Raw genomic sequence first — 24,292 nt, 5'->3', positions numbered from 1 at the left:
CCCAATAAGACAAAAAGCAATTGTATGGCTCAATTACTTATGTAAATTCGCCTAACCCGGCTTCATCCCCCACCTAAGAGGTGGAGGACTTCTCGCGGGTTAGGTTAAATTTCTTTGGCGGAGCAGGCATTGGCAAGAGCACCATTGCCGCAGATGTATTTTCCAAGCTCAAACGCAAGGGCTATAAGACGGAGTTGGTGGGTGAATATGCCAAGTGGCTGTGGTACCAGAATGCCACGGAAATCGTAGAAGATCAGCTGTATCTGTTTGCTGAGCAGGCGCATCGGACAAAGACGCTGGCTAAATACGGCGTGGAGTATGCGGTTTGCGACTCGCCACTGCCGCTGAATATAATCTATAACAGGGAACCCAGCGAAGCCTTTGATACTTTGGTTATGCAGGAATTCAATCGCTATGAGAACTATAACTATCTGCTTCGCCGCAATGATGAGTTCATAAGCATCGATGGCCGGAAGGAAACCAATCTGGAGCAGGCCAAGGAAAAGGATGAGCAGATAGTGGCGATACTGGAGAAATGGCAGATTCCCTATACGGTGATATCCCCATGGGAAACGGATAAGGTTGCTTTGGACTTGAAGGTGCGGTAATGGAGATTGAACGTCAATTTTGGGTAGAAAAGCTGCCGCAACTGCCGGATACCTATGAAGAACTGCAGCAGGGGTATATATCACTGCTGCCTGAAATCCGTATTCGGAGAATAGGAGACAGTCATTTTATACTGACAGTTAAGCGGGGCGCTGGCTTGGTACGGGAAGAGTGGGAGACCGATATCTCCCGGCAGGAATATGAAAATCTGGCGGCACGACTGTATACCGGAACCAGAATGATTGAAAAGCGCCGTTACCATATTGCTCTTCAGGATGGTCTCGTTGCAGAATTGCATGTGCATGGTGGCCATTTAGCAGGGTTCAACTACGTTGAGGTCGAATTTTCTACAGTAGAGAAGGCTAAAGCCTTTGTGCCACCGGAATGGTTTGGCAGGGAAGTAACGGAAGACGCAAGATTTTCCTATGGAACTTTGGCCCATGAAGATGGTATGGAGCTTGTGCGCTGTTTGCTGATTGAAAGATAAAAATGGGGAGCTATGTATGAGCGTGGAAAAGAAAGAAGAAGAACAGCTGTTGGAAGCCATAAAGGCCATGAAAAATGTTGACTGGAAGAAGGTCATTAAGGTACTGGCTAAAATTCAACAGACAGAAGGCAAAGATGATGAGGAATTAAATAAACTGCTGGACAAGTGGGAAGATGTTTATGATGACGTATTTAAGGAGCCGCTAAAGTGTTCGTTTTGTAATAAAACCCAGAATGAGGTGAGAAAGCTCATCGCCGGGTCGGGGGTATATATCTGTGATGAATGTGTTGAGCTGTGCTGCGAGATATTGGATGAGGAATTCAAAGGAAATCATAATCATAGTGCCCTGAAGCATATTTGTAACCATAAACGTGATTGCGACGATTAGGAGACGCGAAAAATGGAGAGCAAAATAGCAAATCATATCTGCCTGAATAATCACCCTGTTGCGGTATTAAGGGCAGATAATGTACCGGAGAAGGCCATATGCTTCAAGAAAGGCAAGTGGGGCTGTGTTGTGGCTTTGATAAAAGCAGCTTCCCAGGGGAAGATTGCAGCGGCTGCAAAAGACACGACGGTATGCATGGGAGGTCGGGCAGGTCTTGGATTTCAAGGGTATGAGCATGGATGGATTGAATATTTCCTGTCTACTGGTAACGATAAGATATCCCAGAGCGAGTTTTACAAGAAGACGCCGGAGCTAGCCAAAATATTTACGGAAACCATTCCTAAGGTAGAAGCTCCTGCCTGTTTGGTGTTCAAGCCTTTGGATATGGTGGAGGAAGATGAAAAGCCGGAGTGCATTATCTTTTTGGTAAATGCCGACCAGTTGTCTGGTCTTACCACTTTAGCCAATTACGACCGGATTAGCCAGAATAATGTGCAGGTCAATTTTGCTTCCGGTTGCGGACAGGCTGTACTGTATCCGCTGTCGGCAGAGGAAAAAGGAGAGAAGACCTGCTACATAGGTATGACGGATCCATCTGCCCGTAAGGTTATCAGCAAAGAGCAGATGTCCTTCAGCATCCCTTTTAGCCGGTTCTTGGAAATGGAGCAGGAGGCAGATGGCTGCTTCTTTACTACGGACACGTGGGAAACGATTAAGAAGAGAATTTGAAGGAGTAACGAGGATTTGAAAGAAACAAAGGAAGTACAGGAGCAGCGGGAATTGCTGAACGTTAAATATCGCAGGGAAATACCGATGGAAGAGGAGATATGGCATCATTTCAAGGACAATGCGTACAAGATCATAGCCTGTCCGGTTATTCATACGGAGACGCGGGAAATCTATTGCGTTTACCAGGCGCTATACGGTTCATATGGTATTTACTGCCGTCCGTTGGACATGTTCATGAGTGAAGTGGATCATGAGAAATACCCCAAAGCTGGGCAGAAATATCGGTTTGAACTTAAAGAATAAGTAGGCAGGAGGGATGAATGTGACTGATAATATTATTACGGAGAAGGATTGGAAACTCTTTCGCAAGATGCTGCCAATCTGGCAGGAAAGATATATGGAGAATTTGATTAATGAGTATGAAGCCATTTTGGCCGGTGATGCTGACGCCTCTGATAAATTCTGGAAATTGGAAAAACGCATGAGGAAGGACAAGAAGAAATCCGGCGTGTGCGTTACAGATATGAGTCGTTCGCAAATGTTTGCTAATATCATGGTGCTGCTGGATGAAAAGGTCATAACGCTGGATGACCTGGAAGGCTTTAGTGATACCCTGAGGGAACGGCTTGAGCTAATGAATAGATGAGGTTGTTATAAGGACCGGAAATGGGCCGATGTAGGTTTTGAGAGTTGCATCAGCCCATTTTTCATAGGAGAAATTATTTCTGCATAAGCAGGTTGAGCATTTGAATATCTGTCATGTTAGGCAGTTGATCTTTTGCATTATCTGGTAGGGAATGTTCAACCTGAGTGCTGAGTATGGTGGGGGGCGGGATGCGGGGAATGGGTCTTGGTCTGGGAAATAATCTTGTCTTTTTCGTAAACTGTGTGAGCACGAATGCCCGCAACGGCTACAAAACCAAGCGTGTCAACAGTAGTTATGGCAGTTTTCAGATTGATGTCCCGCAGGATCGCCAATCCTCCTTTCAGCCCCAGGTAGTTAAGAAGCGGCAAAAGGATATTTCCGCCATTGACGAGAAAATTATCTCTATGTATGCCAAAGGCATGACCACCAGACAGATCTCTGGAACTTTGGAAGATATTTATGGCTTCGAGGCTTCAGAGGGTTTCATATCCGATGTTACCGATAAAATCCTGCCTCAGATTGAGGAATGGCAGAGCCGACCGCTTTCCAGTATCTACCCTATTATTTTTATTGATGCCATCCACTTTTCCGTAAGACATGACAATATGATTACCAAGCTGGCTGCCTATGTCGTAATGGGGATAAACGAAGATGGCCGCAAGGAAGTCCTTACGATTGAAGTGGGCGAAAATGAGAGCAGTAAATACTGGCTTGGCATCCTGAACAGCCTCAAGAACCGTGGCGTAAGGGATATTCTTATTCTCTGTTCTGATGGGCTTGCCGGCCTGAAAGAAGCCATTTCTGCAGCATTTCCGAAAACGGAGCACCAGCGCTGCATTGTCCATATGGTGCGCAATACGCTGAAATATGTCGCCAACAAGGACATGAAAAATTTTGCAAAAGACCTCCGTACCATCTATACTGCCCCTGATGAGAAGGCTGCCGTTAAGCGATTGGGGGAAGTGGGCAAAAAATGGACGCCACATTATCCAGCGGCACTAAAGCGTTGGTTTGACAATTGGGATGTAATAACGCCGATATTCAAGTTCTCAACAGAAGTCCGTACAGCATTTTACACGACCAATGCTATTGAGAGTTTAAATTCCTCATATCGCCGTCTGAACAGTCAGCGAAGCGTTTTTCCCAGCCAACAGGCTCTGCTGAAGGCGTTGTATCTGGCAACGTTTGAGGCCACCAAGAAATGGACTATGCCAATTCGTAACTGGGGTAAGGTAAGAGGAGAACTGACCATTATGTATCCTGACAGATTACAACCGTAAAATACATAAATGCTAAAGTCATAGAAGACCTATTTACAGATTTTTATTCACACCCGGGGCTGCGGAGACGGAAATAGGGCGTCCTTCTTCTTTTGCAATTTCTGCCTGTTCAGAGACCTGAAGATAAATGGCCTCTGTTATTTTCCCAGAATGCTGATGGCTTTTTTTAACACGTCAAGTGCGTCTTTCGTATCGCGCAATTCACGGCGTAATCTGGCAATTTCTTTCTGTTCATCGGATTCGTAGTTGCCGGAACCTCTTACAACGATATCGCCAGAGTCACGAAGTTCTTTGCGCCACTTGGTCAAAGTGCTGTAACCGATGCCAAGGTTATTGGCGCAGCCACGCAAGCCAAGATCCTTATGATCTTCGTAATATTGAATTGCGTCAAGTTTAAACTGTTTGTCATGTTGTTTAGCCATTCTGAAATCCTCCTCAAGATTAGGTACGTACATTGTACCATGTTATGGGCTCATTTAGGATTTCTCATTTTGACTTGTACTATTTATATTCTAACGCCAATTCTATCCGTGCAGATGGTTAGGTATAGCAATGTGGCTGTCGCATAAGTGAGTTTTCAGTGCGACAGTCTCTTTGCATTTGGGGATAAGAAAAACTTCATATTAGTGTAGATTTACTAATTGTAATGAAAGAATTACTATGATATAATTATCATGGAAGTTTTATCGGAATTTTGTGTTATAGGAGTGCATTATTATGGCTGCTACAATGATTGGTGAACGGTATAAGTTAAAAAAATCTGTATCTAAAAGCAATATGTCTGAGGTTTGGACAGCGCTAGATATGGATGAGGGGGAGATGATTGCTTTAAAACTCCTAAAGGAACTTGGCGGTAGTGAGAAAGCAGTGCATATACAGGAAACAATATTCAATAGAGAAGTTGAGATATTAAAAAAATTAGAGCACATCAATATTGAGAAAATTCTAGACTATGGTAAAGATGATGTTCATAAATGTTTCTATATCGCCTTACAATATGTGTCAGATGTATCATTCTCAGATGTTATTAAGAATGGTGCATCGTACACTTTGGGACAGAAATTAAGCTATTTTGATCAGGCATTAGAGGGAGTCGAATATCTCCATAGTTGTGATGTTATTCATAGAGACTTAAAACCAAGTAATATTATGCTTGTAGATGAAGAAGAAATTGTGAAAATTATAGATTTTGGAATCAGTAAATTAAAAGATACATTCTATAGTGATATTACGGTCGCCAATTTTTCTACGCCTAAGTATGCTGCACCAGAGCAAAAACAAGGAAAAAGTGCTACAGAGCAAAGTGATATATATTCCTTGGGACTTATCTTTTATGAATTGATGTCTAAAAAGAAAATGCTTAACTATGATGTTAATAAAATTAGCTATCATGATATCAAACCTGAAATAACAAAGATAATTAAAGGAATGCTACAGGAGGATACCAAAACTAGATACAAAAGCATACATGAAATAAGGCGGGAACTAAAACCGGTTATAAAAAAATATGTAGAAGTTAAAACTTTGTATCTAAAGTTAACAAAAAGACTAGTACAAGATTTGTATAATGAAAATTATATAGACAGTTTTGATATGACGGAAGCACTGAACTTTATAAATGGTGAGTTCAGTCGTGTATGTTACTTTAGAATATATAAAAAGCAAAATGATGAAGAAAAAATGTTGCTGTTTTCAGATACAATTGAAGTCTTATGTAAAAAAGATAGCAAGAAACAGTCAGATACTGGCTTTGTCATAGTCGGATTACGGAAATGCAAACCAGTATTTTTGTTAAAAAATCAAGAAATAGGATATGAAGTACCTTATAATATATTGGCAAGAACAGCATTGCCAAGTGAAAGTGATAAAGTGGTGAATGTTTCTGATTTCGTATGTGAAGCTAGAAGCTACATTCAAGATAAATATGCACAAGAAACGACACGTGCAAACGTAAATGAAATGATGAGAAAATGGAATGATATTTTAAGACGTGAAATAGATAACCTTGAAAAAGAAAAATTGACAGTTAGATATAATAAAATGAAAATAAGAGATGATGATGCTATAGAATTTATGGTTAACGAAGACGATACAGTGGAATTTCAATCAGATGCTTTTTTAGAAATGACATTAAAAAATAGAATTTCGCAGTCTATTTCAGTTGGATATATGAGAAGCTTCATAAATGACAAAATGATTGTGGACTTAAAAAGTAATGTAAATCCCGAGGATATTGCAACGTCAGGCGAAGTTAGTCTCGATTTGCATCAGACGGAAGTGGCACTTCAGAGACAGTCGGATGCAATGAAACATATAAAATATCAAGAGATAGTTAATCCTAATATAGGTAAGATAATATTTGATCCTTCAATAGCGAAAAACCAAATGGAAAATATACTTTCAAAAGAAGAGTGTTTATCAAGTTTAATAGATGATTCTAAATTGCAAAACTTACAAAAGGCATTGTCTAGAAATGAAATATTCGTTTTGCAGGGGCCTCCTGGTACTGGTAAGACAACATTCATAACAGAAATGGTTTACCAAATTCTTAAAGACAATCCGATAGCAAAAATCTTATTAGCATCGCAGTCGCATGTCGCTGTTGATAATGCCTTGGTTAGGATTAAAGAAGCTATACCAACAGCCAAAGTGGTTCGTATTGGTAGAAAAGAAAATCTAGCAGAAGATGTTTATGGTTATACATTAGATTCGCTTTGTGAGGATTGGGTTGCTGATGTAATAGCAAAGTGTGACCAAGTTATAGATGAAATCGAAAAAACGATTGGTGTATCTGATGATGTGAAGAATCAGTATGAATATATAGAGGAAATAGAAAAGCTTAAAGATGATTTGAATAAAATAGAAAAAGAAAATGAGGCATTTGAACTCAAGAAAAAAGAGTTGGATTTTTACTCTGAAAAATGGGAAATTGTGGAAACAACGGTTCAAAAACTGACAGATATATCTAACAAAAAAATTGAGAATAGCTCAAGTAATGAATTTAAACAAATGATAGTGAAATTCGTTGATGAAATAACAGCACTTGACACTAAATTTACTAACCTTGTTGATGATGTGGCAAATTTATCGGAAGAATTGGCAAGAGTGAAGGCCGGTTTATCAGAGAATAAAGATGTCGAGGAGCGAAAAAAAGAGGAAATCAAGGATTGGATGGAGCTGCTAGAAGCGAATGATGATGAAGATTATGAATTGATAAAAAATAATATCGAAAAGAAGATAAATGAAAAGAATAATAATAGCACAAAGTACAAAAAGATTATTTCTCTATGCAATGAGTGGAAGAAGGAAGTAAAACGCAATAGTTTTGAAAAAGAGAGTTTGATGGATACGAATGTAGTCGCCTCTACATGCTTGGGAATCGCATCACTTCAACATGAATTTACGATGGAGTTCGATTGGGTAATCATCGATGAAGCAGGTAAGTCTACTCCGGCTGAAACATTAGTCCCGATTTGTCTTGGAAAAAGAATTGTTTTAATAGGCGATCATAAGCAACTGCCACCAGTGGTTGATGATAAAGTATTGAACCAGACAAAAGATTTATCAAGAAATGATTTGGAGACAAGCCTGTTTTATTATCTTGAGCAAGGACTGCCGGATGAGTGTAAAGGTACACTGAATATTCAATATCGAATGAATCCGGTTATAGGCGATTTAATAAGCAAGGTCTTTTATGATGGGACACTAAAATCAGGGATAAAAAAAGAAGACAAGATGTTACCGATAAAAAGATATGAGAACAGACCACTCGTGTGGTTATCTACATCAAATAGAGATGATAGAGAAGAACAAAAAATAAATCATACTTATAGAAATAGCTGTGAACTTAAAATAATATTCGATGAGTTACTTGTAATCAACAAAGAAATATCTGAGCAAAAAATTCATAAAGAAGTGGGCGTTATTGCAGCGTACAAAGCCCAGGTCAACAGTATTAGAAATCAATACGAATCACGGTATAGAGAGCTGCTTACGAATTTAGATGTGGAAATAAATTCTGTAGATGCTTTTCAAGGCCGAGAAAAGGATATTATTTTCTATAGTGTTGTTCGTAGTAATAAAACTGGTGAGCTAGGATTTTTGCATGATGCTCGCAGATTGAATGTTGCATTTTCGAGAGCAAGGGAATTGCTTGTAGTAATTGGGGATAGTAAAAGTGTAACACTTAGAAATGAAATAAAAGAGAAAGAGAATCCGTTTATAACCATAATTGCCTATATAAAGGAACATTGTAATGACTGCTTGATTGTGGAGGTTTAATATGCAAATCGATGATTTAATAAAAAAATATTACAACAGTTTTCCTAATCATCAGTTGGTGAAAGCCTATGAAGCGGCAGTTCCGCAGTTTTGCTTGAATGTTATATTAACATTTGAACAAGAGCGAGCGTTGCCTCTGATTGACGAATATGTAATGAAATTTGTTCGATGTGGCGTTAATGAAATATCAAATATTTCAAGATGTATGGGAATGAATGAAAGAATCATTATGCAGTCAGTTGGTTCACTTCATGAACATAATTTTATAAGCGTGTCTATAAGTAATTCTGAAATAAAACTTACAGATAAGGGATTAGATGCACTTGAAAAAATGGTATTGTTGGTTAGAAATGATACTGAGGAAAATGTTATAGTTGATAGCTTTACAGATGATGTATCGATAAATAGTCCTAGACAATTTTATAGTGATAAAGATATCAGCAAATATGATATTAAAGCGTTAAGACCACGGCATCAGATGCCTAAGATTGAAGAGCTGAATCTTAGCGAAATAAAGCAAGCTGTTTCAAGATATAAAAAATTAAAAGGAAATACACTGAAAAGTTTAGAAGGCGAATTGGTAGACATCCGGGATATAAAGAAAAGTTACGCGATGTATAAAAAGGTGTCAGTGCTTCTTTTTTATAATCAGTCTGACGGTGAAATTATTCCACTTGTGTTTGATAAAGCTACTAGAAGCGAAGAATATGAGGCTGCTGTTCTAAAAAGTATTCATGAAGATACAAGAATACTTGAAATTGATAAAATTCCTGAGGAACAAAATAGGCTTGAAGATGAGTTTAGTAAGCTTATACCTCAAGATATCATTAAGGAGGCAAAAAAGCAAAAACACAAACTAGAGTTAATAGACGATTCGCTAACAAAGATAAGAAATCAGGTAGAAGAAATCACCCAGAATAATATTGAAGAGGATGATAATAATGAAGAAATACTTGAACTAAAGAAGCGAATTAAAGAGTTAGAAGCTGAAAAAGAAAATAGCGAAAAACACGATGATAAGATAATCGATACATATAAACATAGACCACTATTGATTAGAGCTTTTGATGAATCAAAAAAATTGATTGTAATTGTTTCCCCTTGGATAAAACATTCTGGTTTAGATGATGAAATATACGATAAAATTGTGAGAGCTATCAATCGTGGCGTTGAAGTGGTAATAGGATATGGAATTAGTAAAAATGATGATAAGTCAGATGAAAAGATAATAGGCAAATTACGTGGCTTAGAAAATCGAGAGTATAAAGGACAACTGAAACTTATTGCTTTGAATAATACACATGAGAAAGTATTAATTATGGACAATGAATTTGCCGTTGTTACTAGCTTTAATTGGCTATCATTTGCTGGTAATCCAAGATACGGCTTTAGAAGAGAAACAGGTGTATATACTGAACATCAAGGAACGATAGAATACTTGAAGAATGACTTACAAAAAAGAATGAAGATAAAGTTTACTATTTGCAATGAGTAAGTAGCTGGGTTTAATACTTATGATTATTCAGAAAGGGGTGCAATTGTGGCTCGCGGTGAAATGGCAATGAAAGTCAGTTACAAGAAGTTGTGGAAGCTTTTAATTGATAAAGATATGAAGAAGACCTATTTGCAAGAACAGACTGGAATAAGCTGGACATCTCTTGCAAAGATGTCTAGGAATGAGCCTGTCAGTATGGAGGTGCTTTCTAAGATATGCAAGGTTCTGGAAGCAAATATTGGTGATGTAGTGGATTTTGTTGACGAGGAGAAAGATAATGCCTGAGAGGAAGAAGATCCTGAAATTCTTTACGGCGACAGTCTCGATTTCATAGAAGGGGTGCGTATCATGGATATAAGGGTGACGGGGGACGTTGAGGCTCAATATGACCTTCCCCGCATGAACTTTTACGGCATCAGGGAGGGGCAGTTTGTGTCGGATGTTGGCTGCCCGGATATTTTCGGGATTCTCATACAGACCGGCATTTTGTCGTCTTGATTAGGAAGTGACATGGTGTCCCTGAGTTGAGAGCCACTCCTATGGCGCAGAGAACTTGCTGCTGTCATTGAGGAAGTCTGTGATTTTCTGCCTTGCAGCCGGAATATCGCTGCTGTAGATATCCAAATAGTTTTCTGGGATTTTTGTCTGTGTTGCTTTCCGGACTGCCTCCAGGCTTTCGCCCGTGCCGCCGCCTCCGTGGGTCACAATAGGCACCAGTATCTTACCTGTCCAATCATATTGCTTCAGAAATCCTGCTACGGGCATCGGCAGCGTATTCCACCAAAGTGGGTAGACAAGAAAAATCACATCGTAATTTTCCATCTGCGGCAAAGGTCTTTTTAATGTGGGGGCTTTGCCGCTTTCCCGTTCCCGTTTTCCCTCCTTGGTGGTCTCGCCGTAGTCGACGGGATAGGTTTTTTCTGTTTGAATGGCGAAAATATCGCCGCCCGCCGCATCCTGCAACATATAGGCAATCATCTCGGCGTTGCCGATGATTTCATGTCTATCCTTCATAATGGAGGCTCCGGATACAGCATCTACATCGGACGGGAAATTCGTATTGCCCACACGGCTGAAATAGACTGTCAGTACCCGTCCGGGAATCGAAACCTTGTCTCCGGCAATAACGGCATTTTTTTCTACATTTACCTGATGATACCAACGGTCAAGGTAGGGCATACCGAAAATTCCGGCTGCTGCCAGCACGAACGCCGTTCCTGCCAGACCGAAAAATACTCTTCCGTGTATATATCGTCTGGCATGAAGCAGCAGATGGACAAACAGCAGAACCAATGCGCCGATGGCTGCGCCCAGATGAAGGGAGCGCCAGTTCCATGTACTCGCCAAACTGAACCACGGAAACAGATACTGGGACAGCACCATTCCCGAGAGGGTGAGGATGATGAGGCTCACGGCGAAAAGGATAATGCTGATATTGTTCGCCAAGCGCAGGGGAGAGTATGTGCCGACAAGGAAATGCGTATAGAAATAATGATTCTTGATATTGTGCAGAACAATCAAGGCGATAAACAGACAGCCAAGCACCTCATGCACTGGATGCGGCAGGAACATTCCACCTAGTTCTGCAAAGAACAGGCACAGTAAAATGCTGTCCAATAATTTTTTAGCAGTTGTTTTTCTCATGGCAGCCTCACTTCGCGGGGCGATTTTCGTTGCCCCAATCACATAGCTTTAAGATTTCTTAGTCGTATAATAAAATGAGTTGAGGGAAATGTCAATCAAAATGGGGGGCAAATGCCCTTTCTTCTCGTTAGCTTAAAGCCTTGCCCCGTGTGGCTTTTGCGGCTTTGCGGAACTTTTTAGCAAATTTCACAGGGAAAAAACGGTAATATAGAGAATATCATCATGGTGAGAAATTATCCGTGAGAAAGGACTGGTGTTTATGAACAGAAAAATGCGTATTTTCCTGTGTTGGGCAGTGCTGATGCTGCTGACCGTGGGAACGGTTTTTGCGGGGCATTTGGAGGATATTGCCGCCAGAGGTACTATCCGTATCGGTACAACTGGCGATTACATTCCCATGTCATACCTGAATCCTAAGACGGGTGTATATGAAGGGATTGATGCGGAACTCTCGCAGTTGATTGCTGACTCTCTGGGCGTGAAAATCGAATATGTGCCTACGAGTTGGCCTACGCTTACCGCAGATACATTGGCTGGAAAATTCGACATAGCCCTGTGCGGTATCTCCCGAAATTATGTAAGAGCCAAGACTATGGCCATGTCGGATGCCTACGGCGAAGGGGCTTTCGGCAAAACGATTTTGTGCCAGAAAACTGATGCCAAGAAATATCAAAGCCTTGCCGACATTGACAAGCCGGAAGTGCGTGTCATGATTATGCATTGCAGGCTTTAAGAATCCGTCCTACATGGAATTCTTCAAGAAAACGAGAAATTTTCGAGGAAAGGAGTTCACGAGACTGGTGATTATGTGCTACAATATTCATGGCATAAGCCCTCCGTTTATGTTGTGATAGTTTAGGCACTTTCATTATACAAAACGGAGACGGCTTATGCTATTTTATTTTAGAAAATCTGATTTAATAATTAATGTGCAGTTTTACAACTGCGAAGTTTGAGTTAACATCTGTAATGTCTTTTGCCAGTAATGAATTAAAAAGGAATTTGGTTAAACATTCATCATATCATCCAATGTGAAGAGGATAACATCGCCTGCGGCGGCGCATTCATGTAATCCCTGAGTGAAACCATCCTTAGAGAAGATGACGTAGTAGCATTTCTTGCCTTTTGCAAAGACAGCAGCATATTGTCTTAAAAGCTCCAGTTCGTCCCGTCCAATTTGTTTGTTCCGATATTTGCAGGAACCAATAATATAGGACTCTTCACCGGTTTCAACATTTAGCGTTTCTCCTACGATATCGATGTCGATTTCCTTGCGTTCGATGGGATTATTTCCCCACCATCTGCCCAGGGAAAGAATTTCAAAAGGAAGATTATTGGCATAGTAAAGCAAGTAGTCACGGCACATCCGTTCAAAGACAAAGCCCATGAAGTCAGGAAGATAGGGCTTAATCACTCGGTCATATACCCGTCCTATGCGTCCAGAAGCAATAAGGGCTGTGTTGTTGGGGACAAATCGATACCAGAAGCGGAAGAAGTTGTCATCGATGGAATAAATGGTTTGCTTCGAATTGCCATGGATTAATGGTCTTTCGCGCTTGACAATGCCAAGTTCCCGCAGCGTTTTCAGATATTTGGAACAGGCTCCGGTTTCCAGTTTGCATTTTGACGAAATCTCTGCTAATTTGGATGCCCCTTCAGCAATAGCCGAAAGGATATCGCTGTATTGAGATGTTTCCCTAAGCTCCTGCTTCAAAAGATTCTTTGGCTCCTCATAAAGGTAGCTGGAGCGGTCAAAGAGGTTTTCAAGAAGTGCTTCGTCTACATCGTCCTTAACATTGAGCTTTCTTATGTAGTGAGGAACGCCACCGGTAATCCCGTAGATAAGGGCATTTTGTGTAGGGGAAAGGTTTGGAGAAAAGATTGCAGTTTCCTTATAAGTCAGCGGCTCTAATTTGAATTGTCCGGTTCTACGGCCATATAATGGGCTTTCATCGCTTAAGACCTGTTTTTCCATGAAGCTCATAGAAGAGCCGCATAAAATCAGGTAAAGCTTGCTGTTTGACCAGGTATGGTCGATGATATGCTGCAGCAGGGAGGAGATAGCCTCCTCAGCCTTGGCAAGGTACGGGTGTTCATCTATGACAAAGATAATCCGCTGGTCTTGGGCAAGCCTGCTGATTTCGGAAAGCGCATCATCAAAGGTCTGGTATTCCGGGAAGGTGGTCGCTTCCGGCTCCTTGAATAAGTGAATGGCCTTGGAAAGGGCAGACAGATTCTTGGCTGCCGTAGCCTTCAGCGCTGAGTAATAGATGGTGGGCTTATCCTTACAGAACTCATTGATTAGGGCAGTCTTGCCAACGCGTCTGCGCCCATATATGATAATACATTCAAAAGCATCGTTATCGTAGTGCTTGTTAAGCTTATGTAATTCTTCATCGCGACAATAAAACATGATGTACTCCTTATCCATATGTAAAATAAAGTAACTCATAAGTTACTAACTCGTAATCTATGTTATTTGTATACTGCTACTTGCATATTGTTTTGTCAATGAAGAGAGCGCAGTTGGATAAAATATGTAAAAATGTCCATAATATGAGGATTTGCATTATATATATGGTATAATTATGAGGGACAGCAATACACAGCGCACGAGTTGTATAATTTACTCGGGAGCAGGGTGAGTTGGGAGACCTGTAAAAACCGGCTGAGGTACGGCTGGAGTATTGAACGTGCAATTAGATGTCCATATAAACGGGCAAGACGTGCTCGTGTTTCAGGGAATGGCGAAATATAAGGACGTTCAAAATATCGCAAGTGAAGGTGCCAGGAAAAATGATTATCAGAAGAATGCTGCATTAGGCAGGAGTGTGCGAGGCGATTGCCGAATAAACGGCCATGAGTCGCTGAACGAGATTTATCCATAAACGCAAAGAACGACCATATGTCCAAATTCAATGGGCATATGGCCGTTCTTTTCTGTATTGCCTCTGGCGTATTCACACCGAGGAGTCTCTGTGGCTAGCGTAGAATCTGGCTAATAATCATACTTTGCTCTGTTCCTCCAAAGAAAAGTTATGTGCCAAATTGCTTGCAGATGTTAAAAATAAGATTTTCAAACAATCTCTACACTGGTGTTATTAGCGATTCAGGTCAAAGTCAGCAACATGATAATCCATGAGCTTTTCAGGATCAACATTAGAGTAAACCCCAGGACGAATTTCAAACATCTTGAGATTGTCGGAGTTCTCCTCCATAATTACACGATTATAATTTGCGACGAGGTTGAAAAGCATATTCATCATGATAATCCGCTCCTTTTTAATCCATAATCCGCATATATGAAATAATACATTTGCTATTTACATATATTATGACATGACGGAGGGAAGATGTATAATACCGTTTTTTGATAAATATATAGGATAATGCTATTAAAATTCTTAATAATGGGAATGCAACTTGAAGCTGTATGGCTTACGATGTTAATAATTAACATCGTGGATGGTGCTGGTTTGACTTTTATCCATGTCAGCTCTATACTATCAAACCGTAAGGGAGTGATGGAGTAAATGTCTGTGATGTTACGTTATTTTCTGTTTGTGGTTGCTGTTATTGTACAGGCTTCCGGGATAGCGCTGGTGGTTAAGAGTATGCTGGGAACTTCACCTATTTCCAGCCTTCCCTATGTCATAAGTCTGACCGCACCATTTACGCTGGGGCAGATGACCTTTTCGATAAACATGCTGCTGGTACTCGGCCAGTACCTATTGTTGCGCAGAGCTTTTGACCATATTCAGTTCCTGCAGATACCGGTAACCTTGATATTCTCCTGGTTTATCGATTTCTTCATGGAGGCGTGGTCTTGGGTAATTCCTACAAATTACATTTTGCAGCTGCTGCCTTTGCTTATCGGCACCACACTGATTGCCTTTGGCGTAGCTGTCCAGGGAATCGCCAATGTGCTGATGCTTCCCGGAGAAGGAATCGTATACGCTGTATCCCGTCATTTCCATATTGAATTCGGCAAGGTAAAAACAGCCAATGATGTCAGTCTGGTGTCATTGGCCGCTGTGATTTCGCTGGTATATCTTGGCGGAATTGAAGGCATACGGGAAGGCACATTGATATCTGCCCTAATTACGGGAACTATAGCGAGATATTTCCTTAAACATCTGAGCAAGGTGGATGAGAATGGTAATTTAGTATTCTATCCGCATTTTCGGGAGAAAAATAAGGATGTTCAGGAGCAAAAGATAAGCCTGGAAAAAATAGTTCACTGGCTGTGCAAACCCGTTCACTGCTTATGGCAGGGCATGGCTTCCTTGGTGCATTCTCTGGCCAGGGTAATGAATTTGTAAATTGCCGAATTCTTGTCCATGCCACCTTGCTGGCGGTAGTAAATGCCCATAGGTGCATGGGGGGATTCTTCCCAGGGAAGAAAAATCAGTTCCTTATGGGGCAACGTCAAATGCTGGGGAATAAGAGTAAAGCCTGCTCCAGCCAAAGCCAAATTATAGGCTTCACTGGTGGTGGCACAGAGGATGTTGTCCAGCTCATCATTGACGGGAACGATATGATGACCACGGGAGAATACATGCTTCAAAAGATAGGGAGGAATGTCAATAATCTGGCGGTAAGGCCACATATCTTTAGAGGAGACGCTTTTTCGGCGTCTCTTTTTGCATGCCTGTGCCAAAGGATGATTTTTACGCATGACACAGACAAAGGCATCGTCATGGAGTTTCTGGAAGGCAATGTCCTCGGCAGTAAATTTTGCATCCTTGATGCCCAACACCAAATCCAGCTGACTAGTGGTAAGCCGGTGCAGATTGGCATCGGTTTGGTCAAGGGTAAGCTCCGGCACAATGTTCTCGTTATCGGCCAGTACACAGGAAAGAATCTTGCTGATAAACCAGTTGGCATGGGAGTCAGCGTAGCCAATGCGGAGCACCGTGCGTTTGTGCTTATGGAATGTGGAAATCCATTCCAGAGAATGGTAGTAGAGTCCGAGCATCTGTTGGGCATCGGGGAGGAACTGAAATCCCACCTGCGTCAGGGATACGGAACGGGTGGTACGGTTAAAAAGCTGGGTGCTCAGCTCTGTTTCCAGACTTTGAATCTGTCGCGTTACAGCTGGCTGGGACATGGAAAGCTGTTCAGCAGTTTTGGCGTAGTTTAACGTCTTTGCCAGGGTAGTAAAGCACTCAAGCTGCTGGGTATTCATCCAATCACCTCATCACGAATTCATTATGTTGCCGATAAGATTATGATAACACATATTGATACGCTTTGTGCATAAATAATGCGATAATAGCATTTCACAAGGCGAATTATTCCTGTTAGGATGTACCCGTAAGCAGAAATCCCAAGTTTTATTTTAGGAGGAAGATGTATTATGGCACTAACGAATTTAGCAGCATGGAATCAGAAAGCAGCAGGTGTTTTGACAAACTCCGCCTGTGGTTCGGCTTGTGGCTCCGGTGACAAAGTGGTTTCCGCAGCTTGCGGCTCGGCTTGTGGTTCTGGCGACAAGGTGCTGCCCACTGCCTGCGGTTCTGCCTGTGGTGCAGGTGACAAGTAAGAATTTTGTGTGAGGTATGGAGGATGGTCAAATGAAACCGTATTTTTCCTTTCAATGGCATATCACCGATGAATGCGACCAGCGGTGTAAACATTGTTATATCTTTGCGGAAAATACCGGCAAATGTCCTGACCGCATGACAAAAAAACAGATGGAGGCAGTACTTGCAAACTGCCGGGACTTTTGCGAAAAATTTGGCCGTCAGCCTTACTTCTATCTGACAGGTGGCGACCCAATCCTGCATCCTGAATTTTGGACCTTGTTGGACATGTTCAGGGCGGAGGCGATTCCCTTTACGATTATGGGCAATCCCTTTCATCTGACGGATGAAGTCTGCCAGCGGCTGCATGAATGTGGCTGTTTGCGTTATCAGCTGTCGATTGACGGGATAGAGGAAACCCATGATTGGTTCCGCAAGCCTGGTTCTTACAAAACTACGCTGGAAAAAGTGGCCATGTTGAATAAAGCGGGTATCCGCTCCATCATTATGACCACGGTTTCCGGGAAAAATATAGAGGAAGTTCCGGCCATCATTGATGCCGTGGTGGCAGCAGGAGCTAAGGTTTATGCTTTTGCCCGCTATTGTCCGACCAGTGAGGAAAAGGAGAACAGCATCAGCCCACAGCGTTATCGAAAATTATTGGAAGATTGCGATAAAATCTTCCGGCAATATGAAGCAGCTGGTTGTGAAACCTATTTCAACCGCAAAGACCACCTGTGGACCCTTTACGATTATGAAATGGGCAGGTTACAGATTCCTGAGGACGCTGAACCCGATATGATATATGGCGGCTGCAACTGCGGCAATGGGCATCTTACCATTCTTCCTACAGGTGATGTTTATGCCTGTCGAAGAGTGCAGAATAGCCGGGTGGGTAATGTTTTTGACAAGAGACTGGCAGACCTTTGGACAAATGAGTTTGAGGCTTATCGGGACTATGACAAGTTCCAGAAATGCAGCAAATGCGAACTGAAGGCTTGGTGTCGGGGCTGTCCAGCAGTAGCCAGCAGTACCAGTGACAGGGACTTTTATGCCGCTGATCCGCAGTGCTGGAAGGAGATTTGAGGCAAAGATGGATTTATTGGAATTGATGAAAAAACGCCGCTCCATTCGCAAGTATCAGAAAAGGCAGGTGCCGCGTGAACTGGTGGACAAGATTGCGGAGGCTGGGCTTTACGCTCCTAATGCGGGAGGTGGACAGCGCAGCATGATTGTAACCATTCACAATGCAGAACTTACAGCCAAACTTGGCAGGCTGAACTTTTCTACCTTTGACCGCAGCAAGTTGCTTGGTAGCCATGTGTCAGCTGAGCAGCCTTCGGTAATTGATGATGAACGTATCCGGAATGGCTTTTACGATGCACCAACGGTTTGCGTAATTTTCGGCCAGCGAGGCTTTCCCTTCAATGTAGCTGATGCTTTTTGCATAGCGGAAAATATGGTATTGGAAGCCCATGCTTTAGGTGTGGCTTCCTGCATTATTTCCCGGGCTGAGGAAACATTTGCTCTACCGGAGGGAAAAGCCTTTATGGAAGAATGGGGCGTGCCGGAGGATATGGAGGGGAAGGCCTTTGTGATACTGGGGTATCATGAGGGGGATTATCCCCAGGGTAAGCCGAGAAAATTGTGCAGGAATATTGTTATAGCGTAAGAAAGGTTGAATTTATGAGTCTTATTAAAGGTCTTCATCATGCCGCTCTGCGTTGTTGCGGCAAGGCAGAAATGGATAGCGTGATTGAGTTTTATTGCCGTGTACTAGGCATGAAACGTTTGCGTACCTGGGGCGAAGGTAATCAGGCTGGTAGTATGCTGGATACGGGCAATGGTGTCATCGAGCTCTTTGCCGATGCAGAGCCAGGGCGCCGTCCAGGACAGGTTGACCACATTGCTTTGGCTACGGACAAGGTGGGTGAATGTGTGGCTGCCTGCGTTAAAGAGGGGCTGGCCGTAACCATGGTGCCTACGGATATTGTAGTGCCCAGCGAGCTTCCCTATGCTTTGCGTATAGCTTTTGTACAGGGGAAGGCTGGGGAAATCATTGAGTTTTTCCATGAAAGATAAGAGTGTTCAAAGTTAAGGAAAGAGGGATATATTCCGATGATTCAGGTAAATTCCAGACCATCAATCAATGGGGCTGGGATGGGAAGATTCTCTGATCGTTCGTGTTGGGCCCAGACTGGCAAAGGTCTGGGCCTTGAAAATAAAGCAATAGTTTATTTGAAGGAGTGTTTCATCAACATGCATTTTTCCAGTGGTATCAATCGCCCTCCCTATGAAGCCGCAGACGGCTTTTTGCAGATAACTTCCGGCTGCAGCCATGCAAGCTGTGAGTTCTGCACCTTTTATAAGGATAGTCCCTTTATACTGTCTCCGATGGAGGAAATTGAGGAAGACGTCAAGGAACTGGCTCAGTCCGGCTGGAACTTTGACCGTATTTATCTGCAGGGGGCTGACCCATTCATCCGCAAGACGGAGGATTTGCTGCAAATTGCAGATATGATTTACCGTTATCTGCCGCAGGTAAAATCCATCGGTGGGTATGCCCGTGTGGATAATTTGAAAATAAGACGGTACAGCAGGTAAGACAGCTGGCAGAAAAAGGTTACAGCTATTTCTACTTCGGCGTGGAAAGCGGCGATGATAAGCTGCTTGACCGCATGAATAAGGGCTATCATGCTGATTTGGTCATCAAGCAGTGCAAAAAGATGGACGAGGCCGGCATGCCGTGGATTGCCAACTTCTTAGGCGGCCTGGGCGGACATGACTGGGGACTTTCTCATGCACGGGAAACTGCTAAAATGTACAATCAACTGAAGCCGGCTATGGTGTATGCCTCCGAACTGACGTTGTTCCCGGATACGCCTCTTTCCCGTGATGTAGCTATGGGCAAGTTTGCCGAAGCAACGGAAACCGAGCGTATTGCCGAAATGCAGGAATTTATCCGCTGTCTCGATATTCCTACGATTTTCCGAGCAGAACATGTGACCATGCCGATTCGGCTAAATGGCCGTCTGCCGGAAGATAAAAAAGCGCTGATTGCCCAGTTGCAGCGTTTGCTTGACGATAACGGCGAAGAGGTATTACAGAGATACCGCAGCCGGGTAAATAGCTTATAAGAAGATGGGTTCTCGTGTTTATATTCGTATGGACAAAGGGGATGAAATCCTCAGCTGTATTCGCAGAGTCTGTTGCGAATTGGTTATAAAGTCGGCAATGTTTCAGGGAATTGGTGCCTGCGATAAAGTAGTGGTCGCGACTTTTATCCCCGAAAAGCAGGATTTTATGCAGCACGAGTGTAATGGTATGCTAGAGATGATTTCCCTGCAGGGTAATGTGGTGACCGATGTCAACGGGCGTTTAAAGGAACATGCCCACGGAATGTTTTCGTATCTGTTGCCGGACAGCGGTGAGATTGCCTATTTAGGTGGTCATTTGCATAGTGCCTGGATAAGTTATACAGGCGAAATTGTTCTGGACGTGGTGGAAAATGGTTTTATCGGTCAGCAGTTTGACCCTGTTACCGGTATTGACGTTTGGAAATTGGAGGGAAAAGCATGCGCAGGAAAAAGGGCGTAAAATATCTGGCGGCAGTGGCGCTGGGCATGACGATGTTGTTTGGTGCGACTGACGGTACTGTAAATGCGGCAGCACCGTTGCATTATTTTATGCAGCAGCCGGGAAATTATGAAAGTGCTACCCCTTACGGCCACAATGAAAAAGCCGGCCATTATGTACAGGCCGGCGATGCAAAGATTTATTATGAAGTTTATGGTCAGGGCAAGCCTGTTTTCGTCTTTCATGGCGGTGGCGTAGGCACGCCCTATGAAATGGGGCAGCTTATTGACAAATTGCGTCAGAACTATCAGGTGATTGCGGTGTCTACCCGCGGTCATGGCCGTTCGGAAATTGGTCACTCGCCGCTGACTTATGAGCAAAAGGCTGAGGATATGCTGGCGGTAATGAACGCCGTTACAAATGAATCGGCAATCCTGCTGGGCTTTAGCGATGGCGCTTACACGGCTTATAAAGTGGCTTCCATGTACCCGGAGCGCGTGGATAGGGTTATTGCCATCGGTGCTGGTACACTGAAAAAAGGCTTTTTCAGCGGGGAAATGAAGGTCGAAGATTTAGCAAAAATTGATGCGCAGTTTATCGAGCAGCAGAAAAAAATCATGCCGGAGCCGGAGCGCTTTCAGGAATTTTGCACGAACTATATGAAGTTCTGGAGTCAGATGGAAGTAGGGGAAGATTTCCTCAAGACCATTCAGTGCCCGGTACTGCTTATTGCAGGGGATGAAGATGACCATGCGCCGATGGTCACAATGGTGGAGGCCGAGCAGTATATCCCCAAGGCCAGCCTCTGCATTGTCCCTAAAGCCTGGCATTCGGCGTTCATTGATAATTTTCCTGTAACCTGGACGGCTATGCAGCAATTCCTGAAAGCGGATTCATCCAAATTGACCGGCAGTAAAAAGGTGGCCTATAATAACAGATAGAATTTTCATGATTAGAGAATGATAGATGTAATGTTTTGTAATGTCTTTTGCCAGTAATGAATTTGTAATGATTTGTAATGCTCTGAGCGATTTTTGGGGGGGCAGGCGTTTGGCCTGCCCCTTTTAGTTATTCCATGTTCCCCTTTTCCTTCAAACTGCAATATATTTTGTTGCCAATGATAATGTGGTCTAAAACGGGGATGTCCAAGACTTTGCCTGCCTTGACCAGCCTTTCCGTCACTGCAATATCTTCCCTGCTCGGCGTAGGGTCGCCACTGGGGTGATTATGAACGAGGATTATGGACGCGCAGGGATATTTTATCGTTTCCGCAAAAACTTCTCTTGGATGTACGACCGAAGCGGAAAGTGAGCCAATGGAGATGGTGTGATAAAATGCGAAAGCATTTACACACAGCACCTTTTTATGGCACGATTTTGTATTTCATCTTATTGTAATTTGAAAAAGGGCACAATGAATCTCATAGAAAAGCTCTTCATATCTGCACGGTAATTATGGCCGGTATTGGCTGACACAATCTGAGTGATATCAGGTCATCTAACCTTTTTGACAGAAGGTACTGCTGGATTTTCGTGAGGAAAATCACACGGATTTTGTTGATTTGTATACTCAAAATAGAATTTTCCCCATTCTCTTAATTCTGTAATTAAGGGACGCAAGGTTTTTCCCAGTTCCGTTAGGGAATACTCTGTTTTTGGTGGCACTACTGGATATACTTCACGATGGATAAGCTGGTCTTTCTCAAGTTCTCGAAGTTGTATCGTCAGCATTCTGGCTGTCGCTTGCGGTAAAAGACGCTGTAGTTCACTAAATCGTTTTGTGCCATCCATTAGGTGCCATAAAATAAGCGGTTTATATTTTCCACCGATAAAACACATAGCTGCTTCTATTGTGCAGGCAAAATTTCGATCTTTCATAAATCGTTCTCCTTAGTATCATTTATTATAGTATATATAAAAAATGTGCGTACTTCAATATGGATACGTTTTATGCTATATTGGTCTAAGTATAAAGGCTATAGCTCACCAAAAGCATGGATATCCACAAAAACACCATAGGGAGGAACTTTAATGAAAGCAAATAAGATACATACAGAAAATGCACCTGCGGCAGTAGGGCCATATTCACAGGCTGTTATAACCAATGGGATGGTTTATACGTCCGGACAAATAGCGCTTGACCCCAAATCCGGCCAGCTTGTCGGAAAAACCATCGAAGAACAAGCAGAGCAGGTTATGAAAAATCTGATGGCTATTCTTGAAAAAGCTGGAACAAAACCGGAGAATACGGTGAAGACACTCTGTTTCCTTACGGATATCAATGATTTTGCTGCCTTTAACAAAGTGTATGAAAGATACTTTACGGATAAACCTGCAAGGTCGTGTATTGGCATCAAGGAACTGCCCCTGAATGCAATATGCGAAGTAGAAGTCATTGCGACGATTTAATATTATGGAGGTCTTATGAAGCAATACATTGTTGATGCATTCACCAATAAGCCGTTCTCAGGTAATCCGGCAGCTGTATGCGTAATGGATGCCTGGCCAACGGAAGAAGCGATGAAGAAACTAGCGATGGAGAACAATCTGTCTGAAACAGCCTTTATCGTAAAAGAAGATGCTGGCTATCATTTAAGATGGTTTACGCCTGGAACTGAGGTCGAACTCTGTGGCCATGCAACGCTGGCTTCAGCTTATGTGATTTTGAATTACTATGAACAGGATAGCAATGAAGTTAGTTTTCATACATTGAGCGGTGAATTGATTGTACAAAAGAAAAATAATCGCTATGTAATGAATTTTCCTACTATTGAATTGAAGGAAATCGCCGTTACAGATGATATGGAGCAGGCATTTGGTGTCAGACCTGTAAAAGCGGTTTTGGGATTGGATCTTATTTGTATATTTGAACATGAGCACCAGGTTCGAAAGCTAAATCCGAATCAGGAATTGCTGTCGAAGATTCCTGGCCGCATTCAAAATGCAACTGCCAGAGGTAAGGAAACAGACTGTGTATCACGAAGTTTTTGCCCAAAACTTACTATTCCGGAAGATCCGGTTTGTGGCTCAGCACACTGTCAAATTGCTGTTTATTGGGCCAACATGCTGAATAAAAAGGAAATCGATGCATATCAAGCCTCCAAGAGAGGCGGATATCTTCACTGTGAATTATTAGGAAATAAGCGAATTGCCATTAGTGGAGAGGCTGCATTAGTGGCTGTTTCTGAAATTGTGGCAGCGTTATGATTTTTGTGGTTGTATGGTATGCTGTTGAAACTGTCAGCATAAGTGCGGCATAATGACTTGAAAGATGTGGAGGATATGTGGGTTGTTTAGATTTAACCTAACCCGCGAGAAGTCCTCCACCGCTTAGGTGGGGGATGAAGGCGGGTATGGTGAATTTACATAAGTAATTGAGCCATACAATTGCTTTTTGTCTTATTGGGTAGTATAATCAGTCGTAAAAGAGAAAGGACTTATTATACTATGGAATTAGATAACAATAACCATTCAGTGTTCTTACTCTATTATCATCTGGTTTTGGTAGTGAAGTATCGTCGCAAGGTATTCTCTGACCGAATGAGCCAATATGCTAAAGATATTTTTGTTCGCATTGGCTCATCATACAACATTACGTTGGAGGAATGGAATCACGACCAAGACCATGTGCATATC

The 24,292-nt window shown here is 42.4% G+C and carries 29 protein-coding genes and 3 pseudogenes; 25 read left to right on the top strand and 7 right to left on the bottom strand.

Annotated elements, in window-relative coordinates:
• Positions 1–80 precede the first annotated feature (80 nt).
• The 7 genes and pseudogenes from G598_RS0113135 to G598_RS18015 form a co-directional block, all read left to right on the top strand.
• Positions 81–608 carry an AAA family ATPase gene (locus tag G598_RS0113135; RefSeq protein WP_026767344.1) on the top strand — a complete coding sequence of 176 codons (528 nt, stop codon included), beginning with the start codon at positions 81–83 and terminating at the stop codon, positions 606–608.
• Positions 608–1,093: a CYTH domain-containing protein gene (locus tag G598_RS0113130; protein ID WP_026767343.1), complete on the top strand. Its 486-nt coding sequence runs from the start codon at positions 608–610 to the stop codon at positions 1,091–1,093. The genes G598_RS0113135 and G598_RS0113130 overlap by 1 nt, the downstream gene beginning before the upstream one ends.
• 157 nt (positions 1,094–1,250) lie before the next feature.
• A pseudogene (locus tag G598_RS20280) lies at positions 1,251–1,415 on the top strand (ClpX C4-type zinc finger protein); the annotation flags it as partial.
• Between the two features lie 78 nt (positions 1,416–1,493).
• A complete protein-coding gene (locus G598_RS0113120) occupies positions 1,494–2,210 on the top strand; it encodes a DUF169 domain-containing protein (protein WP_026767341.1) in 717 nt (238 codons plus the stop codon).
• Between the two features lie 15 nt (positions 2,211–2,225).
• Positions 2,226–2,513 (top strand): DUF1653 domain-containing protein, encoded by a 288-nt coding sequence (locus G598_RS0113115; RefSeq protein ID WP_071837982.1) that lies wholly within the window; start codon positions 2,226–2,228, stop codon positions 2,511–2,513.
• A gap of 19 nt (positions 2,514–2,532) precedes the next feature.
• The gene (locus G598_RS0113110) at positions 2,533–2,856 is read left to right on the top strand and encodes a hypothetical protein (RefSeq protein WP_026767339.1); all 324 of its coding nucleotides are present in this window, start codon (positions 2,533–2,535) and stop codon (positions 2,854–2,856) included.
• A gap of 245 nt (positions 2,857–3,101) precedes the next feature.
• Positions 3,102–4,136: pseudogene (locus G598_RS18015) on the top strand (IS256 family transposase); the annotation flags it as partial.
• Between the two features lie 137 nt (positions 4,137–4,273).
• On the opposite strand, the gene G598_RS0113100 reads toward G598_RS18015, so the two are convergent.
• Complete coding sequence (locus G598_RS0113100) at positions 4,274–4,558, bottom strand: transposase (RefSeq protein WP_026767338.1); 285 nt, start codon at positions 4,556–4,558, stop codon at positions 4,274–4,276.
• 295 nt (positions 4,559–4,853) lie between these two features.
• On the opposite strand from G598_RS0113100, the gene G598_RS0113095 reads away from it, so the two are divergent.
• From G598_RS0113095 to G598_RS19830, 4 genes are all read left to right on the top strand, one after another.
• The gene (locus G598_RS0113095) at positions 4,854–8,417 is read left to right on the top strand and encodes an AAA domain-containing protein (RefSeq protein WP_037364360.1); all 3,564 of its coding nucleotides are present in this window, start codon (positions 4,854–4,856) and stop codon (positions 8,415–8,417) included.
• A 1-nt stretch (position 8,418) separates the two neighbouring features.
• Positions 8,419–9,912: a phospholipase D-like domain-containing protein gene (locus G598_RS0113090; protein WP_026767336.1), complete on the top strand. Its 1,494-nt coding sequence runs from the start codon at positions 8,419–8,421 to the stop codon at positions 9,910–9,912.
• Between the two features lie 66 nt (positions 9,913–9,978).
• Complete coding sequence (locus tag G598_RS0113085; RefSeq protein ID WP_026767335.1) at positions 9,979–10,197, top strand: helix-turn-helix domain-containing protein; 219 nt, start codon at positions 9,979–9,981, stop codon at positions 10,195–10,197.
• A gap of 63 nt (positions 10,198–10,260) precedes the next feature.
• Positions 10,261–10,410, top strand: a complete 150-nt coding sequence (locus G598_RS19830; RefSeq protein ID WP_157833346.1) for a hypothetical protein — start codon at positions 10,261–10,263, stop codon at positions 10,408–10,410.
• Between the two features lie 39 nt (positions 10,411–10,449).
• Here the strand turns inward: G598_RS19830 and G598_RS18735 are convergent, their stop codons facing one another.
• Entirely contained in the window at positions 10,450–11,556 is a 1,107-nt protein-coding gene (locus tag G598_RS18735; RefSeq protein ID WP_051180318.1) for a flavodoxin, read from the bottom strand.
• 259 nt (positions 11,557–11,815) lie between these two features.
• Here G598_RS18735 and G598_RS18005 point away from each other — a divergent pair, with 259 nt between their 5' ends.
• Entirely contained in the window at positions 11,816–12,289 is a 474-nt protein-coding gene (locus G598_RS18005) for a transporter substrate-binding domain-containing protein (RefSeq protein WP_080657039.1), read from the top strand.
• Between the two features lie 273 nt (positions 12,290–12,562).
• On the opposite strand, the gene G598_RS0113065 is transcribed toward G598_RS18005, so the two are convergent.
• Positions 12,563–13,969 carry an ATP-binding protein gene (locus G598_RS0113065; protein WP_026767334.1) on the bottom strand — a complete coding sequence of 469 codons (1,407 nt, stop codon included), beginning with the start codon at positions 13,967–13,969 and terminating at the stop codon, positions 12,563–12,565.
• Positions 13,970–14,249: 280 nt separating this feature from the next.
• Between G598_RS0113065 and G598_RS0113060 the strand changes: the two genes are divergently transcribed.
• Positions 14,250–14,444 (top strand): hypothetical protein, encoded by a 195-nt coding sequence (locus tag G598_RS0113060; RefSeq protein ID WP_026767333.1) that lies wholly within the window; start codon positions 14,250–14,252, stop codon positions 14,442–14,444.
• A gap of 213 nt (positions 14,445–14,657) precedes the next feature.
• Here G598_RS0113060 and G598_RS19825 read toward each other — a convergent pair whose 3' ends face one another.
• On the bottom strand, positions 14,658–14,822 hold the full coding sequence (locus G598_RS19825; RefSeq protein WP_157833345.1) for a hypothetical protein: 165 nt from the start codon (positions 14,820–14,822) through the stop codon (positions 14,658–14,660).
• A 267-nt stretch (positions 14,823–15,089) separates the two neighbouring features.
• Here G598_RS19825 and G598_RS18000 point away from each other — a divergent pair, with 267 nt between their 5' ends.
• Positions 15,090–15,878: a YczE/YyaS/YitT family protein gene (locus tag G598_RS18000; RefSeq protein ID WP_245582813.1), complete on the top strand. Its 789-nt coding sequence runs from the start codon at positions 15,090–15,092 to the stop codon at positions 15,876–15,878.
• Here the strand turns inward: G598_RS18000 and G598_RS17995 are convergent.
• Entirely contained in the window at positions 15,815–16,744 is a 930-nt protein-coding gene (locus G598_RS17995) for a LysR family transcriptional regulator (protein ID WP_051180316.1), read from the bottom strand. The genes G598_RS18000 and G598_RS17995 overlap by 64 nt on opposite strands.
• 171 nt (positions 16,745–16,915) lie before the next feature.
• Here G598_RS17995 and G598_RS0113040 point away from each other — a divergent pair, with 171 nt between their 5' ends.
• From G598_RS0113040 to G598_RS17985, 8 genes are all read left to right on the top strand, one after another.
• Positions 16,916–17,101 carry a hypothetical protein gene (locus G598_RS0113040; protein ID WP_026767332.1) on the top strand — a complete coding sequence of 62 codons (186 nt, stop codon included), beginning with the start codon at positions 16,916–16,918 and terminating at the stop codon, positions 17,099–17,101.
• A gap of 31 nt (positions 17,102–17,132) precedes the next feature.
• Entirely contained in the window at positions 17,133–18,167 is a 1,035-nt protein-coding gene (acgM, locus tag G598_RS0113035; RefSeq protein WP_026767331.1) for a radical SAM/SPASM domain protein, ACGX system, read from the top strand.
• Positions 18,168–18,174: 7 nt separating this feature from the next.
• Positions 18,175–18,753 (top strand): nitroreductase family protein, encoded by a 579-nt coding sequence (locus G598_RS0113030; RefSeq protein ID WP_026767330.1) that lies wholly within the window; start codon positions 18,175–18,177, stop codon positions 18,751–18,753.
• Positions 18,754–18,767: 14 nt separating this feature from the next.
• Positions 18,768–19,163 carry a VOC family protein gene (locus G598_RS0113025; RefSeq protein ID WP_026767329.1) on the top strand — a complete coding sequence of 132 codons (396 nt, stop codon included), beginning with the start codon at positions 18,768–18,770 and terminating at the stop codon, positions 19,161–19,163.
• A 177-nt stretch (positions 19,164–19,340) separates the two neighbouring features.
• A complete protein-coding gene (locus tag G598_RS20075) occupies positions 19,341–19,685 on the top strand; it encodes a radical SAM protein (RefSeq protein ID WP_211221588.1) in 345 nt (114 codons plus the stop codon).
• Positions 19,686–19,726: 41 nt separating this feature from the next.
• Entirely contained in the window at positions 19,727–20,218 is a 492-nt protein-coding gene (locus tag G598_RS20070) for a radical SAM protein (protein WP_211221586.1), read from the top strand.
• Positions 20,219–20,222: 4 nt separating this feature from the next.
• Positions 20,223–20,678: a PPC domain-containing DNA-binding protein gene (locus tag G598_RS0113015; RefSeq protein WP_211221585.1), complete on the top strand. Its 456-nt coding sequence runs from the start codon at positions 20,223–20,225 to the stop codon at positions 20,676–20,678.
• Entirely contained in the window at positions 20,657–21,598 is a 942-nt protein-coding gene (locus tag G598_RS17985; RefSeq protein WP_080657038.1) for an alpha/beta fold hydrolase, read from the top strand. Before G598_RS0113015 ends, G598_RS17985 begins: the two co-directional genes overlap by 22 nt.
• Before the next feature lie 127 nt (positions 21,599–21,725).
• Here the strand turns inward: G598_RS17985 and G598_RS17980 are convergent.
• Together G598_RS17980 and G598_RS17975 are read right to left on the bottom strand one after the other, a co-directional pair.
• Positions 21,726–21,983 (bottom strand): annotated as a pseudogene (locus tag G598_RS17980) (JAB domain-containing protein); the annotation flags it as partial.
• Between the two features lie 167 nt (positions 21,984–22,150).
• Positions 22,151–22,534, bottom strand: a complete 384-nt coding sequence (locus G598_RS17975) for a winged helix-turn-helix transcriptional regulator (protein ID WP_051180314.1) — start codon at positions 22,532–22,534, stop codon at positions 22,151–22,153.
• Between the two features lie 153 nt (positions 22,535–22,687).
• On the opposite strand from G598_RS17975, the gene G598_RS0112995 reads away from it, so the two are divergent.
• The 3 genes from G598_RS0112995 to tnpA form a co-directional block, all read left to right on the top strand.
• On the top strand, positions 22,688–23,065 hold the full coding sequence (locus G598_RS0112995) for a RidA family protein (protein ID WP_026767327.1): 378 nt from the start codon (positions 22,688–22,690) through the stop codon (positions 23,063–23,065).
• A gap of 15 nt (positions 23,066–23,080) precedes the next feature.
• Entirely contained in the window at positions 23,081–23,863 is a 783-nt protein-coding gene (locus tag G598_RS0112990) for a PhzF family phenazine biosynthesis protein (protein WP_026767326.1), read from the top strand.
• 240 nt (positions 23,864–24,103) lie between these two features.
• Positions 24,104–24,292: IS200/IS605 family transposase (tnpA, locus tag G598_RS19085; protein WP_157833344.1), on the top strand; the 189-nt coding region annotated here is incomplete at its 3' end.

Source organism: Selenomonas ruminantium subsp. ruminantium ATCC 12561 (assembly GCF_000424065.1).
Lineage (GTDB): Bacteria > Bacillota > Negativicutes > Selenomonadales > Selenomonadaceae > Selenomonas_A > Selenomonas_A ruminantium.
Note: the sequence above shows the minus strand (reverse complement) of the source record. Positions and strands in the feature narration are given on the sequence as shown.

Excerpts from the sequence above, each read along its gene's own strand:
- G598_RS0113130 (WP_026767343.1), top strand. The coding sequence starts at position 608 with ATGGAGATTGAACGTCAATTTTGGGTAGAAAAGCTGCCGCAACTGCCG.
- G598_RS0113120 (WP_026767341.1), top strand. The coding sequence starts at position 1,494 with ATGGAGAGCAAAATAGCAAATCATATCTGCCTGAATAATCACCCTGTT.
- G598_RS0113100 (WP_026767338.1), bottom strand. The coding sequence starts at position 4,558 with ATGGCTAAACAACATGACAAACAGTTTAAACTTGACGCAATTCAATAT.
- G598_RS0113095 (WP_037364360.1), top strand. The coding sequence starts at position 4,854 with ATGGCTGCTACAATGATTGGTGAACGGTATAAGTTAAAAAAATCTGTA.
- G598_RS0113090 (WP_026767336.1), top strand. The coding sequence starts at position 8,419 with ATGCAAATCGATGATTTAATAAAAAAATATTACAACAGTTTTCCTAAT.
- G598_RS0113085 (WP_026767335.1), top strand. The coding sequence starts at position 9,979 with ATGAAAGTCAGTTACAAGAAGTTGTGGAAGCTTTTAATTGATAAAGAT.
- G598_RS19830 (WP_157833346.1), top strand. The coding sequence starts at position 10,261 with ATGGATATAAGGGTGACGGGGGACGTTGAGGCTCAATATGACCTTCCC.
- G598_RS18735 (WP_051180318.1), bottom strand. The coding sequence starts at position 11,556 with ATGAGAAAAACAACTGCTAAAAAATTATTGGACAGCATTTTACTGTGC.
- G598_RS18005 (WP_080657039.1), top strand. The coding sequence starts at position 11,816 with ATGAACAGAAAAATGCGTATTTTCCTGTGTTGGGCAGTGCTGATGCTG.
- G598_RS0113065 (WP_026767334.1), bottom strand. The coding sequence starts at position 13,969 with ATGTTTTATTGTCGCGATGAAGAATTACATAAGCTTAACAAGCACTAC.
- G598_RS19825 (WP_157833345.1), bottom strand. The coding sequence starts at position 14,822 with ATGATGAATATGCTTTTCAACCTCGTCGCAAATTATAATCGTGTAATT.
- G598_RS18000 (WP_245582813.1), top strand. The coding sequence starts at position 15,090 with ATGTCTGTGATGTTACGTTATTTTCTGTTTGTGGTTGCTGTTATTGTA.
- G598_RS17995 (WP_051180316.1), bottom strand. The coding sequence starts at position 16,744 with ATGAATACCCAGCAGCTTGAGTGCTTTACTACCCTGGCAAAGACGTTA.
- G598_RS0113040 (WP_026767332.1), top strand. The coding sequence starts at position 16,916 with ATGGCACTAACGAATTTAGCAGCATGGAATCAGAAAGCAGCAGGTGTT.
- acgM (WP_026767331.1), top strand. The coding sequence starts at position 17,133 with ATGAAACCGTATTTTTCCTTTCAATGGCATATCACCGATGAATGCGAC.
- G598_RS0113030 (WP_026767330.1), top strand. The coding sequence starts at position 18,175 with ATGGATTTATTGGAATTGATGAAAAAACGCCGCTCCATTCGCAAGTAT.
- G598_RS0113025 (WP_026767329.1), top strand. The coding sequence starts at position 18,768 with ATGAGTCTTATTAAAGGTCTTCATCATGCCGCTCTGCGTTGTTGCGGC.
- G598_RS20075 (WP_211221588.1), top strand. The coding sequence starts at position 19,341 with ATGCATTTTTCCAGTGGTATCAATCGCCCTCCCTATGAAGCCGCAGAC.
- G598_RS0113015 (WP_211221585.1), top strand. The coding sequence starts at position 20,223 with ATGGGTTCTCGTGTTTATATTCGTATGGACAAAGGGGATGAAATCCTC.
- G598_RS17985 (WP_080657038.1), top strand. The coding sequence starts at position 20,657 with ATGCGCAGGAAAAAGGGCGTAAAATATCTGGCGGCAGTGGCGCTGGGC.
- G598_RS17975 (WP_051180314.1), bottom strand. The coding sequence starts at position 22,534 with ATGAAAGATCGAAATTTTGCCTGCACAATAGAAGCAGCTATGTGTTTT.
- G598_RS0112995 (WP_026767327.1), top strand. The coding sequence starts at position 22,688 with ATGAAAGCAAATAAGATACATACAGAAAATGCACCTGCGGCAGTAGGG.
- G598_RS0112990 (WP_026767326.1), top strand. The coding sequence starts at position 23,081 with ATGAAGCAATACATTGTTGATGCATTCACCAATAAGCCGTTCTCAGGT.